At 41.3% G+C, this 12194-nt stretch carries 12 protein-coding genes, 1 tRNA gene and 3 pseudogenes; 7 read left to right on the top strand and 9 right to left on the bottom strand.

What is annotated here, in order from left to right; all coding sequences use genetic code 11:
- Nucleotides 1–38: 38 nt before the first annotated feature.
- Together G7Y90_RS00675 and G7Y90_RS00670 are read left to right on the top strand one after the other, a co-directional pair.
- Entirely contained in the window at nt 39–221 is a 183-nt protein-coding gene (locus tag G7Y90_RS00675) for a YgaP family membrane protein (protein ID WP_045444095.1), read from the top strand.
- 97 nt (nt 222–318) lie between these two features.
- A pseudogene (locus tag G7Y90_RS00670) lies at nt 319–755 on the top strand (thioredoxin domain-containing protein).
- Nucleotides 756–915: 160 nt separating this feature from the next.
- Here G7Y90_RS00670 and G7Y90_RS00665 read toward each other — a convergent pair.
- The 4 genes from G7Y90_RS00665 to G7Y90_RS00650 form a co-directional block, all read right to left on the bottom strand.
- Complete coding sequence (locus G7Y90_RS00665) at nt 916–1317, bottom strand: hypothetical protein (RefSeq protein WP_045444098.1); 402 nt, start codon at nt 1315–1317, stop codon at nt 916–918.
- Nucleotides 1318–1464: 147 nt separating this feature from the next.
- A complete protein-coding gene (locus tag G7Y90_RS00660) occupies nt 1465–1824 on the bottom strand; it encodes a SirB2 family protein (RefSeq protein ID WP_250163126.1) in 360 nt (119 codons plus the stop codon).
- A 92-nt stretch (nt 1825–1916) separates the two neighbouring features.
- Nucleotides 1917–2240: a BolA family protein gene (locus tag G7Y90_RS00655; protein ID WP_250163125.1), complete on the bottom strand. Its 324-nt coding sequence runs from the start codon at nt 2238–2240 to the stop codon at nt 1917–1919.
- Between the two features lie 351 nt (nt 2241–2591).
- On the bottom strand, nt 2592–3404 hold the full coding sequence (locus G7Y90_RS00650) for a M48 family metallopeptidase (RefSeq protein WP_045453551.1): 813 nt from the start codon (nt 3402–3404) through the stop codon (nt 2592–2594).
- Nucleotides 3405–4032: 628 nt separating this feature from the next.
- On the opposite strand from G7Y90_RS00650, the gene G7Y90_RS00645 reads away from it, so the two are divergent.
- Together G7Y90_RS00645 and G7Y90_RS00640 are read left to right on the top strand one after the other, a co-directional pair.
- Nucleotides 4033–4107, top strand: a tRNA-Gly gene (locus G7Y90_RS00645).
- Between the two features lie 288 nt (nt 4108–4395).
- On the top strand, nt 4396–5187 hold the full coding sequence (locus G7Y90_RS00640) for a glucose 1-dehydrogenase (RefSeq protein ID WP_250163124.1): 792 nt from the start codon (nt 4396–4398) through the stop codon (nt 5185–5187).
- Nucleotides 5188–5399: 212 nt separating this feature from the next.
- Here the strand turns inward: G7Y90_RS00640 and G7Y90_RS00635 are convergent, their stop codons facing one another.
- Nucleotides 5400–6638: an amidohydrolase family protein gene (locus tag G7Y90_RS00635; protein ID WP_250163123.1), complete on the bottom strand. Its 1239-nt coding sequence runs from the start codon at nt 6636–6638 to the stop codon at nt 5400–5402.
- 219 nt (nt 6639–6857) lie between these two features.
- On the opposite strand from G7Y90_RS00635, the gene G7Y90_RS00630 reads away from it, so the two are divergent.
- Genes G7Y90_RS00630 through G7Y90_RS00620 form a run of 3 tightly spaced genes read left to right on the top strand, consistent with a single transcriptional unit; the run spans nt 6858 to nt 8522 of the window.
- A complete protein-coding gene (locus G7Y90_RS00630) occupies nt 6858–7559 on the top strand; it encodes a BLUF domain-containing protein (RefSeq protein WP_250163122.1) in 702 nt (233 codons plus the stop codon).
- A gap of 4 nt (nt 7560–7563) precedes the next feature.
- Complete coding sequence (locus G7Y90_RS00625) at nt 7564–8097, top strand: GTP-binding protein (RefSeq protein WP_060491787.1); 534 nt, start codon at nt 7564–7566, stop codon at nt 8095–8097.
- Nucleotides 8097–8522 (top strand): roadblock/LC7 domain-containing protein, encoded by a 426-nt coding sequence (locus tag G7Y90_RS00620; RefSeq protein WP_250163121.1) that lies wholly within the window; start codon nt 8097–8099, stop codon nt 8520–8522. Before G7Y90_RS00625 ends, G7Y90_RS00620 begins: the two co-directional genes overlap by 1 nt.
- Before the next feature lie 904 nt (nt 8523–9426).
- Here the strand turns inward: G7Y90_RS00620 and G7Y90_RS00615 are convergent.
- The 4 genes and pseudogenes from G7Y90_RS00615 to nadR form a co-directional block, all read right to left on the bottom strand.
- Nucleotides 9427–9878: pseudogene (locus G7Y90_RS00615) on the bottom strand (Mpo1 family 2-hydroxy fatty acid dioxygenase).
- A 193-nt stretch (nt 9879–10071) separates the two neighbouring features.
- A pseudogene (gene pnuC, locus G7Y90_RS18305) lies at nt 10072–10801 on the bottom strand (nicotinamide riboside transporter PnuC).
- A gap of 182 nt (nt 10802–10983) precedes the next feature.
- Nucleotides 10984–11154, bottom strand: a complete 171-nt coding sequence (locus G7Y90_RS00605; RefSeq protein ID WP_250163120.1) for a hypothetical protein — start codon at nt 11152–11154, stop codon at nt 10984–10986.
- Nucleotides 11124–11951 (bottom strand): multifunctional transcriptional regulator/nicotinamide-nucleotide adenylyltransferase/ribosylnicotinamide kinase NadR, encoded by an 828-nt coding sequence (gene nadR, locus G7Y90_RS00600; RefSeq protein ID WP_250163119.1) that lies wholly within the window; start codon nt 11949–11951, stop codon nt 11124–11126. Before nadR ends, G7Y90_RS00605 begins: the two co-directional genes overlap by 31 nt.
- Nucleotides 11952–12194: the final 243 nt, after the last annotated feature.

Below are 12194 nucleotides of genomic sequence, written 5' to 3'. Positions count from 1 at the left end.
TCCTTTACCATTAAGCCTTCACACTTAAGGATTGAACCATGGAAATTAATATCGGCAGTACAGAGCGTTTACTACGTATCATCGCGGGTGTTGTGATTATCGGCTTGGGTTTGTATTTTCAAAGCTGGTGGGGCGTGATTGGCTTAGTGCCTTTACTCACAGGACTCTTCCGATTTTGTCCTTTGTATAAAATGCTTGGGATGAATACCTGCAAGCGTTAAAAAATCGCTAGATTTATTGTCATAAATACATAATCAAGCATGGGTATTGGATACTTTGATCGACCAACACCCATGCTACTTGTATAGGAGTCTTATAATGAGTGAGCAAAACTCTCATCTGGTCTGCCCACATTGTCAGGCAACCAACCGCATACCAGCGGCCAAACTTAGTGCTGCGCCAAATTGTGGCAAATGTGGTCAGCCGTTATTAACGGGTAGCCCTCATGAACTAAACGCCCAAACGGTTCGTAAAGTCATTCAAAAAATGAGGTTTTGACCATCGTTGATTTTTGGGTGAGTTGGTGTCAGCCGTGTCTAATGATGGCACCGCAGTTCAAAGCCGCAGCGGCTCAACTGCCACAAGTAGTGTTTGCCAAAATACAAACCGATAAATATGAGCAAGCGGCGGCACCTTATAATATTCGCAGTTTGCCAACCATGGTGGCTTTTAAAAATGGTAGAGAGATAGCACGGCAGTCAGGTGCGTTACCTAGCGATCAAATTGTTCAGTGGGTACAAAGCTTACATTCTTGAGTTTTAACGAATTATGATTATAAAAAAGCCAGTGTGCTTATTGCATGCTGGCTTTTTTATAACAAACACTATCTAAAGTCATCAAAGAGTTGAGCGGTTAAACCTCACTTATCAAACTTAACTTATTAAATATAATCTATCAAACATAACCTATCACACATTACTCGCCATAAATCTTAACACCATTGGCAAAGCTACAACGCTGAATGCGGGCGGATTGAATGATGGCATCACGCTCGCCATAGAGCCGTGATAATTTTGCATCGCGCGCCTTGGTATTGTTGCTTTTGCCCACGCCAAAGCTAATATTAGGGGAGATGCCCCAACGCCCTGCAGAAACCCCAACCCCGACACCTGAGGCGGATAAAGTTGATTGCTCGTTGCGCGCCGCGTCGACATAGCGATTGACGCGGGTATATTCTTGACTAAGGGCTTGGCAATCGTAACTTTGATACGTGCTTGGCGGCACATATTGTGGCGTGACATTACCCGTCGAGGCACAGCCTGAGAGACCAAAAATGCCAGCTGTCGCCAGTAGTGTCGCTGCAGTAAGAGTTTTCATAGTGGCTCCATTAGGCTAGGTTAAGGCGATTGTATTTATGTAAGATAGCAAAAATAATGGGATTAAGATATTGAAAATATAGCAATTATTAAATATTTTCAATGCTAGTAATATAAGTATTTGTGCAATCAAAATGTTATATGTTTATTAAAATAAGTTGCCGGGTTTAGCAAAGGCAAGTACCACAATGCCCACATATGCCGCTCCAGCAATAAGAATACCGGTCTTTCCTTGGCTAGATGTGGCGTTATTATTAAACGCTTTGATACTGGCACTGATAGCTGCAACGAGTAAGATTACTTTTGCAAATACCCATTGTATGGGTGCATTGGCACTCATCAGCTGCATTAGCATGACTGCCCCTGACACAATAATGAGGGCATAGAGAATGTGCGAAGAGATTTTGACCACGCGTGGCGCTTGCTTGTTTGAGCTTAATACCAAATAGCTCTGATATAAAAACAGGGCAATGAGCAATACAGCCATGAGCATATGTAGATGTTTCATGAGATATTATTTCCTTTAAAGGTGCAGTTTCAGCGCTTACTGGTTACATGTAATTATGGTATGGAAAATACTACCTTCGCAATAGTTCCTTATTAGCCCTTGTTTTGTCCAGCACATAACGGACTATCAGGGCTTTGACCTTGCCATTCTATTGGGGTGTAAGCATGAATCGCTAAAGCATGGATTTGACCGCCTTGCGAGGTTAATAAGGAGTTTGCCAGTCCATATACAAGCTGATGCCGTGCGACCAATCTTTTGCCTTCAAAAGCATCACTAACAATCGTAAGCTTAAAATGGCTTTCTTTACCATCAAAATAACCAGAATGATTCATTGACTCATTCAACAATTCTATATGTTGCAGCTGCAACGCTTGTAGCTCAGCATTGAGGGCATCAGCGGTCGGTGTTTTACTCATAATGATCTTTCCATATATTTTGCCTAATAGTACTTGGCGGTATCATACTTAGCAATTTGTGAATTGCAAATAATACCCATTATAGCAGACGCTATTAGCGGTAAAGCCTGCTATTAAGTGGCGTGTGCCTGTAAGTGATTACACTTTTGAGCTATTCTGTTTCTAAAAAATATAGCAATGAAAGATATTGTTTTTAACATACTGTCTTAATGACGATAAATAATAGCCAGTCATGGCAAGTAGCGGTACCTGTTAGCTACCAGCATAAAAAAGCAGAGCACAATCTATAATGTGTACTCTGCTTTTATAAGTAACAGCCATTTACTCAAAGCATGAAATCTAACAATCTCGTTAGCGACGCGCTTTTTGATAAAGCGGCATCACTTTAGGCATCAATGATTGCAATTGAGCAATACGATTGCTGCTGGTCGGATGAGTGCTTAAGAACTGCGGTGGCTCACCTTGGCTAGCGCTTTGCATTTTTTGCCATAAGGTAACCGCTGCTTGCGGATTATAGCCAGCACGTGCCATTAACTCTAAACCAATTTGATCGGCTTCAGCTTCTTGTGTGCGACTATGCGGACGGCTCAGTCCCAAATCACCAGCGACGTTGGCAAGCTCAGCTTGACCTTGTGACAGTCCAAAGATGCTAGCAGCCACGCCGATACCAGTCTGTGTAGCATATTGGCGTGAGAGGCGTTCACGTGAGTGCTCACGCAGCGCATGTGACATCTCATGACCCATAATAGCCGCAATCTCGTCATCGGTGAGATTCAGGCGGTCAATGATACCCGAGTAAAACATGATTTTGCCACCCGGCACCACAAAGGCATTCAGCTCATTAGATTTAATCGTATGCACTTCCCATTGCCATTTCGCCGCATCTGGACGGTAGACGCCGACCTGACCGACCAAACGATTAGCAATGTTCTTTAAGCGATTAAGCTGAGCCTTATTGGTATCTAACACGCCGCGCGCTTTTGCTTCTTGCAACGTTTTGGCATAACTCTGTGCAGACAGCTGCAAAACCTGCTCACTAGAAACCAGTAATAGCTGCTGACGGTCAACGCCAACGGCCCCAGTACTGGTGGTGCTGGTACAGCCTGTCAGGGCTAGTGCCGACAATGAAGCGGCCATTACGGTGCTGGTCAGTAATTTTTTCATAATAAACATCCTCGCTGTAAATGATAAAAAATAAAATAAAACAAAGCGGCTATTAATAATAAAGCGGTTGTCGTTAAAGTGATTATCGTTCAAATGACTCGTATTAAATTTTTTGTGGAATAAAGAGTTAAAGCAGCAAATAAGGCAATTTTTTATTGATGTTCTACCTATGCTTGCTACGTGACCTCAACAGTAAAATTTTACCCGAACTGTCATTAGGCATAAGTATAATAATGTTACTAAGGCAAAACCAATGCAGGAAAAGTAACAATACAACGTAGGATTGTAAGTGAGAGGGACGTTGACACCAACAAATCTATTTTTCGCTATTAACTTGATAGGCGGCATAAATCTCAGTCAAAAAATAGTCTCATAGGCAATGAGATACTACCTACAAGGACAGAGCTTTAGATTTCTAACATTATTCTGAAAAATAACTGATATTATTTTAAATAAATAATTATCGCTAAATCAATTATTTATGATAATTACATCAATAAATAGCGAGTTAAAGACATAATATTGGAAATAAACGTTAAAAATGAGGTTGACAGGGTTAGAATATCTGATAGAATAGCCAGCCTATCGAGACGGAGTTGTTGTTAACAACACTACAATTCGATAATCAGCGGGAATAGCTCAGTGGTAGAGCATAACCTTGCCAAGGTTGGGGTCGAGAGTTCGAATCTCTTTTCCCGCTCCAAATATGGCTTGAAAAAGCATCAAAGCCTCACTTTATCGTGAGGCTTTTTTTTGTCCTAATTTTAAGGGTTGTCATTGTTTCTTGAGAATATTTCGATGACATTCTAAGTTACTATCGACGGAATTCACGACATAGATTACTAAAAGTTGTAGCGTCAAAACTAAGTTACAAAAGGTGGTCAATTTGACACATTAGGCTCAGTTCAATCATGCATAATTATATAGATCGTTTAAACGAATATAACAACAAATAATCCATCTATAAACATGATGATAATAAGGAATAATTATGCAAGAATTCAAACATAGAGCATTTAATGAATTGTTTGATCTGTCAGGAAAAACCGCAATTGTGACGGGTGGTGCAAATGGTATTGGTAAAGCAACGGCGTTACGTCTAGCACAAGCTGGGGCAAATATCGCTATCGCTGATTTAAAACTAGAAGATGCAAAGGCTGCGGTCAAGGATATCGAAGTGTATGGTGTCAAAGGCTTGGCAGTCGAATGTAATATCTTGAAAGATGAAGATTTGGTCGCTATGGTAGACAAGGTAGTCGCTGAATTTGGCACTGTCAATATTTTAATCAATAATGCGGGTGGCGGTGGCGGCGGTCGTGAAAACCCAGCCACAGCATCGGTCGATGATATTCGCCGTGATTTTGAGTTGAATGTTTTTAGTGGCTGGCGCTTGTCGCAATTATGTGTGTCACATATGAAAGCGTCGGGTTATGGCTCGATTGTATTTACCACTTCGATGTCGAGTATCAATAAAAGCCCGAACATGAGTGGTTATGCGGGATCAAAAGCGGCTGTCAATCATATGGTGGCGAACTTGGCACATGATTTTGGCCCTGAGGTACGCGTCAATGCGGTTGGCCCTGGTGCCACGCGTACTGATGCGTTAAAAACCGTACTAACACCAGAAATCGAAAAGAAAATGCTAGAGCATACGCCGATTCAACGTTTGGGTGAAGCTGATGATATCGCTGGTGCTATGCTGTATTTTGCCGCACCGCTATCTGAGTGGGTCAGTGGTCAAACCATATTTGTGAATGGCGGCGGTGTGCAAACCTTAGACTAAGCTTATCTGCATATGAAAGTATTTAAACCATGATGTTAAAGCTATAGTAAATAGTAAAAAAACCGTTATGAAAAGCGTCATTCAACGTATAGTTGGGTGACGCTTTTATCATTTTAAGCCTATGTTTTATGATAAAGATGCTGGCGCATTGATAGGATATATCTTTCAATTGACTGAATGTGCTCAATTAAAGAGTATTCAAGTAACTCAAGTTATTCAAAGCAAATATGAGCGACCTCATTGCAAAAATTTTGCTTGCCATGCTTAAAGCCTGCGATGGCTTGCGAATTGATTCTAATCGCTTCTACCGCGTCTTTCGCTTCTAATATGACTAGGGTAGCCAGTGCTCCTACTTTAATCTCCGTTTGCTGTGACAAAAGTTTCGCTGCATTTTTGCTAATCATATCGAATACCTCCGCTATCTGCTCATCTTTTGCTAATTGAGTGATATTGGCATACATATTTGCCATTCTAATCAGTGAGGCATCACCGTAAGGCGTGAAAGCATTTAAAATATTATTACTAGAAATAGTCGTATTGATGCCCATTGCTAATAGCTCATTGGCGTTGACCATACCTCTAGGAATGAGCGCATCATAATCACGCCCATTCAAAAATATGTCGGTGGCTGGTAACACCGTCAAGGTAATGTCAGCGAATTTCAGTAACGCAGCCATTTCCATACGTTTGTCTTTGTCCATCGCCGATAATTTAGTCACATGACCAATAGACACGCGACCTTGATAATGGCGCTTGATGGTTTCTTCAACCAATTTTGGAATGCTCGAGCCTTGTGGATCCAGATCAAAATCCAGATGAAAATCAACATCGACGTCAAACTGCTCAGCCAAGTCAAATACCATTTCAATATGCTTGTGAGGATTCTCATCTTTGTATGGACATCCGCCAACCAAATCAGCGCCTTGCGACAATGCCAGTTTTAGTAGCTCATAAGTATGCAGGTCATTGGTCAATCCTGATTGCGCAAAGGCGCAAATCTCTATATCGATGGCAAATGCATAGGTATCGCGGGCTTTTTTGATGGCATTAAAGGCACGCATCTCTGTTTTTGAATCTGTTTCAACAAAGGTGCGCAGACCAACGGTGCCTTTTTTAATCGCCATCTCAATCACTCGTGAAGCACGATTAAACACATCTACTTCCGTAAAATCCTTTTTAGCCTTACCTGTTTCTTCAACAGCCTCGTTTAAATCACCTTGCTCTATAGTACAGCGATCAAGGATGCAGGCTTTATCAAGGTGAATGTGGCTCTCATAGAATCCTGCACAGACAAAGTAACCTTTAGCATCGTAAATTGCTCTTGGCGCATCATCATGTTCAGTTTTTTCCGAAATATCGTCAATGCTCTCAATATAAGCGCCGCTTATACTGATATTGACCAAGTTTTTATGATTGGGTAATTGGGCATTTTTTATAAGTAAATCGGGCATCGTTTTTCCTTGTTTTTTTGCTTGGAGTGATTCAACGATCAATGGCATTTTAGTGTCAAGAGTTGGGGTTTTAAACTTTAAATCCGCATGACTATTCGATGTTTTTATTTTTTCCTACCCAACGGTCGTTTTTTGTTCATGAGTGGTTAGGGGTAAGCGTCATCGAGTCTAATATATGGAATATAATGACCACCGCTACGGTATGTAGACGTCAGTAGAGTGCCTATCAGTGATCGCACTATTCGAATGCCTACTGGATTATCAGACATCGTTAGCGTCTCTCGTAAGCACAATCCAAAATCGCAAATTACGGGTATCATCTCTTACCGTGAAGGTCAGTATCTGCAAGTGCTAGAAGGCCCTTATCTGGAAGTAGACAAGTTAATGAGTAAGATAGCTTCTGATCCTAGACATGAAGATCTTTGGGTGTTTTTGGATGTGCGCGTGATCAAACGCAGCTTTAATAATTGGGCTGTGAGCGTGTTTGACTTTGTGGATCAAGATAACTTTTTTAATGCGTTCATTGAGAATAATAGCGCTGTGTTAAACAGCTTTAATGAGTCTCAACAAAGACGTATTCAACCGTTTATTGATATAAAAAAATCTGATACGGTGCTTGAAAAGTATTATGAAGGTAAGGATTTAAGATTGCTGGCATGGCCTGATCTCAACAATGAAAGCCAGCCGCAAATGATTATGAACCTGTGTATCAAATTGACTAAAAAGCCTTATTCGTTTAATGCACTAGCGGACAGTGGTGATTTTGGCAGCCATCATCAAGTCACACAGATTATCAGAGAGTTTGATCGTTTAGGTTTATTGAGTGTCACAGAGGCAGCACCGATACATGAGCAAACCGTAAATGAGAAAAAGCCTAACAAATTTTATGGTGCGATCAAAAAATTCTTAGGAATGAGGTAAAAAATTGAATTATCAGAAGCTAGCAATCATTGGTGAAGTAGGTGCTGGAAAAACTCGGTTGGTCAAAACCCTAAGCGAGATAAGCCCCATCGAAACAGAAGCAAAATCTAGTATCGATATCGGTAAAGAGTACACGACGGTCGGCATCGATTATGGGCGCATCACTCTGTCTGACGATATGGCGCTAGGTATTTACGGTGTGCCAGGTCAAGAGCGTTTTTCTTTTTTATGGGAGTTCGTCAATCAGTCGCTATGGGGATTGCTCATTTTGATTAGATATGGCGAGACACCCGATTATGCCAATTTAGATAAGCTGTTACACTTTTTTGCGCCAGAAAAAAATCAGACCACGTGTATCATTGGTATCACTCATTGCGAGGATGCTGACAAAGATAGCCTTTCAGCACTGGGACAAGAAATAAGAGTGATGTTGATGCAGCATAACGTGGTGGCACCTGTGCTCCATACAGATCCTAGAAACAGAGAGTCCGCCGTGTCTCTGTTGTCATTATTTAATACCCTTAATAATCAAGACTAATGCCAGATATGACTATGTTAAAAGAAAAATTAGACGAAAAATCACCAGCAAAAATAGCGTTGTTAAGCCACATGAAAGCATTGTGTGATGCCAATAGAGAAGTCATATTGGTTAGCTTATGCACCACAGATGGCTTTCCCATTAGTTGCTTTTCGATCAGTGAATTGAGCAATCAAACGGACAAGTTTGCGGCGATGAGTAGCACGCTATCAGCGCTGAGCGATTCATCCGCGAGTCAAATGAAGCAGGGCAAGTGCGACATCACTATTGTCGAAGCCACTGCTGGGAATATGCTATTTGTCAAAACTGACTATATCGGTAAGCCGTGTGTATTGACCGTGGTAGCGCAGAATAAGATGGTACTAGCAGAAGCAAGATATAAGACCAAAAAACTGATTGGTGTCATTTCTGCTATCACTGAGTAAGGCGCATAAGTAACTAAGATTGCTGGATTCGGTAAGGCTATAAGCGATAATTCGACTGTGATAGACATGTGATATTATTTGCGTGAGCAAATATCGACACTGTATTCAGATATTGACCTTGTATAAAGGTAATGCCCTGACCTTTGACGGCCATATCTACCAAAAACTCAGCATTAGCGGCATTAATTTTGGCATGAGTCGTGTGGTTGTGCCTTCTGCCTTATTTATCGGTCAGCTATAGGTTGCTTCTTTTGCCCAGACCATATTGTAAAAACTCATGATTTCTCAAATCTGCTAGCGTCTCAAGTAATCCCATTCTGCTCAGATAATCGGGATTGGCACAGAGCGAATAACGAGTCAGCGCCAGCCGTTTTGCTTGGTCGCTGGAATCTTGCAGCTCTTAATACTCGACCAACTCATATCCTTCTTCGATCAAGTCAATGTGTCGATCAGAAAAATCCAACTCAACGTTTAGGACGGGACAGCCAGTGCTGTATCTGTCGGTGATGGCGCGTAATGAAGAATTTCTACAGTATATTGCGTAAAAGCTTGTCGCGTATTAACTATCGGGCGAATAGGCTGAATTTGTGCTGTTGGTTCTATTCTAAAATGAATGGCTCTATTTTGAAGTAAAAGGTTCTGCTGTGGCTATTTGACGCTATATTTACAGTGTTATTGTTCTGAAAGTTAGAGTAATTAATTACAGTCAATAAATTTTTTTGATAGCTTATTTTTCATAATTTGTTCTTTGATAGCTTAACATACAAAGCACCACTTAACGGATTGTTGAGCGGTGCTTTTTTGAGTCAAGATATCAGTTTTAGATAGTGGTTTTTTAGGTACTAATTCTAACGATACCGAGCTTAAAGATACTAATCTTAAAGATACTATCAAGGATAAATAGTTAGGCTTGGCTTTTTTTACGACCCATCAAGCTATTAGCTACCCATGCTGGACCAATTAATAAAAATTGTAAGTCTTCAAAAAATGAGGGTTTTTTGCCTTCAATTTTATGACCGATGAACTGTCCAATCCAAGCAACCACAAAAATAGCTGCCCAAACCTTAAAGCCCCATGGTAATAATGCCATTACTGACAAACAAATAAGAATAAACATTCCCATCGCCAAGAACAACGGCGTGGACAGACGCATATAAAATAACAATACCAACGCGCTGAGTACCAAGGTAAACCAAACTGATAGCGACATGCCCATGCCTAACAGGCTGACAAATATAGTAGGAACGCATAGCCAATGGATTTTTTATTGACTAGGTTTTGATGACTGACAGAATATTCACTAAGCCATTGCTCAAGTGTGCGTTTAGATAGGCGTTTTTGCTGAGTACGAGACATACTAACCTCCGTGTTAGATGAATTGAAAAATCTCTCCTATCAGTTGTAGCACTAATTGAGCCAGTCCACCACATTATCTGATAGACGCCACAGTCAAAACCTATAGCGCTATCAACATGTTTGCCAATATCTGCGAGATCTTTGGTTTTATTCTTTTGAGATATCAGCGCTTATGCGTCACACAAGATAACCGTTAACCTTGTTCACTGCGCTGCCATTCATACAAACCAATAAAGGCGTTTATTTGATATATCATGGTTTGAATGGCAAAAATGTAATTGCCCGACATTAGATTGACGATGAGCCAGACAAAGTTAACGATAATCCATAACCACCAGTTAAATGAATAGCGCAAAATCATCGCGGCTTGTGCAGTAATGGAGAGGACAAAAGCAATGACGTTGATCCAAAAGAAGGAGATAAATCCTAGGAATTTACTATATCATCTTCAACCACTGCATAGCCATAGCTGGCGAGTAAATCATTTACCGTGGGAAAAAGTGCGAGACCAATAATAATAAAGGCAGCGGTAATCAACCAAACCGCTTTGCTCGCCGCCTTTGGTATCATGTCGCCATCAGGATCGGTATGTTTTGACCAATAAAAAATACCGTAGACATGGGTGAAAAAATTAAAGAGCGGCGCGAGCATCAAACCGACTGCACCAGACGTCGCCTGCACGACGACTTCTCCCGCAGTCGCTGCCATTCCCAACCCGTTGCCCATGACGTTTTTGCGAAATGATAGCGAAACCACACAGACCAAACCAACGAAAGACACGCCCAAATAAAACATATCAAGTGTGGTGTGTTCTGTCGTGAGCCAAAACCTGCGGATAATGCTATCACCCCGCAAATGAACCAAGTGACAATCCATTGCATCGCCCACTTTCCAGTAATATTATCTAATAGCTGAATACGCATAAAGCCTTTTTCCTTAAAGTATTAAAACTACAATGAGTTCTTATTTTATTTTTAGTATCATATTATTTTTGTATTATCGCTATTCTTGCCATCGCTATTTTTACCATCTCCTCTATCTGCCATAAACATACTGATCGATAAGTAGCAGCGCTTGCTGATAGCGCGCATCGTAATCTGGCTGATCAACCATGTGTGGTGATATCATGACGAGCAAAAATATCGACGAGACGTTGCTCAAAGCGTCCACGCGCCTCAGGCGTGCCCAATGAGCGCATGCCATCATCAATCCACGGCGTATTGTTATCCAGCATAATGGTATGATCTAAGCGAAACTCATCGATACAAGCCGCCACAAAAGTATGGCTGCGACCTTCATATTCTTCACAAATGCTTGAGTGGTCACAAAATCGGTATCAACGATGGTGACAGAAGCGGTCGCATTAGCCGCCGCATCTCTTATAGCTTGAGCATGCTGAAGGGCAATCGGACCATAGTCATTGTATTGTAGACCGACTTCACTACCACCCAAATCTGTACCGACATATAAGCGTCCCATCTCTAAAGCAAAGCTGGCGCCATAATAATTGGCCAGTTTATGCACCAATGTGGTCTTACCCGAACTTTCGCCGCCAACAATCGCCACCGTTTTGGTATAGTCGCCGCGCGCTTGGGGATGAATAGCTGACCAATGCGCGACTGGATTACGAGCGATGGCATAAGAATCAAACTCAGGCTGTAACGGGGTCGTGACGACTGGTATCGATAATCGCTCATAGACATCACTCTGCGCCAATGGGTGGTTTTCTGCGACAAACAAGGCTGTATCTGCTGGTAAGTCGAGCGCTGTCGTCAAACGTTGTAGTTTGGCATTGCTGGCAGGAATGTCGATTGTCACATCAACGAAGCTATCATGTAGCGGTAGCTCAATCTCATGAGTGGTATGAATTTGGATAAATGGTAAATCAGCACACGCCATCTGTAGCCAACGTGCTTTGTCTTGCAAAGTAATGTCAAAATCTGGATGCGGTGCTGGATGCGCCATAATGATAATATGCAAGGTTTTCGCTTGTCCTGCCGCAGCCAATATACTGCGCATTTGACCTAAATGTAGTGGCTCAAAATGTCCAATCATCAATCCTGACTCGTACATAGCTTTCCTTAATTTTTAGTCATGCTTCATCGCACTAATTTTATCGATAGACTGCTGGAATATCTGTTATTTACCAGCATGTTATAAAGGTTTAAGGCGATTTACAGGTAGGTTATTGTAAAAGGGTGTTTTTTTATATGACTTTTTTCTGATAAAAATATGACCAAGTTATTAATTTAACTGTGATTGTTTGACTATCTCACCATTTCTGAAGTTCCATCTACACAATATCTATGTGCTGAA

The organism is Psychrobacter sp. WY6 (assembly GCF_018448495.1).
Lineage (GTDB): Bacteria > Pseudomonadota > Gammaproteobacteria > Pseudomonadales > Moraxellaceae > Psychrobacter.
This window is presented reverse-complemented; position numbering and strand designations above follow the sequence as displayed.

Excerpts from the sequence above, each read along its gene's own strand:
- nadR (WP_250163119.1), bottom strand. The coding sequence starts at position 11,951 with ATGTACGAGTCAGGATTGATGATTGGACATTTTGAGCCACTACATTTA.
- G7Y90_RS00620 (WP_250163121.1), top strand. The coding sequence starts at position 8,097 with ATGCCAGATATGACTATGTTAAAAGAAAAATTAGACGAAAAATCACCA.
- G7Y90_RS00665 (WP_045444098.1), bottom strand. The coding sequence starts at position 1,317 with ATGAAAACTCTTACTGCAGCGACACTACTGGCGACAGCTGGCATTTTT.
- G7Y90_RS00635 (WP_250163123.1), bottom strand. The coding sequence starts at position 6,638 with ATGCCCGATTTACTTATAAAAAATGCCCAATTACCCAATCATAAAAAC.
- G7Y90_RS00675 (WP_045444095.1), top strand. The coding sequence starts at position 39 with ATGGAAATTAATATCGGCAGTACAGAGCGTTTACTACGTATCATCGCG.
- G7Y90_RS00660 (WP_250163126.1), bottom strand. The coding sequence starts at position 1,824 with ATGAAACATCTACATATGCTCATGGCTGTATTGCTCATTGCCCTGTTT.
- G7Y90_RS00655 (WP_250163125.1), bottom strand. The coding sequence starts at position 2,240 with ATGAGTAAAACACCGACCGCTGATGCCCTCAATGCTGAGCTACAAGCG.
- G7Y90_RS00650 (WP_045453551.1), bottom strand. The coding sequence starts at position 3,404 with ATGAAAAAATTACTGACCAGCACCGTAATGGCCGCTTCATTGTCGGCA.
- G7Y90_RS00640 (WP_250163124.1), top strand. The coding sequence starts at position 4,396 with ATGCAAGAATTCAAACATAGAGCATTTAATGAATTGTTTGATCTGTCA.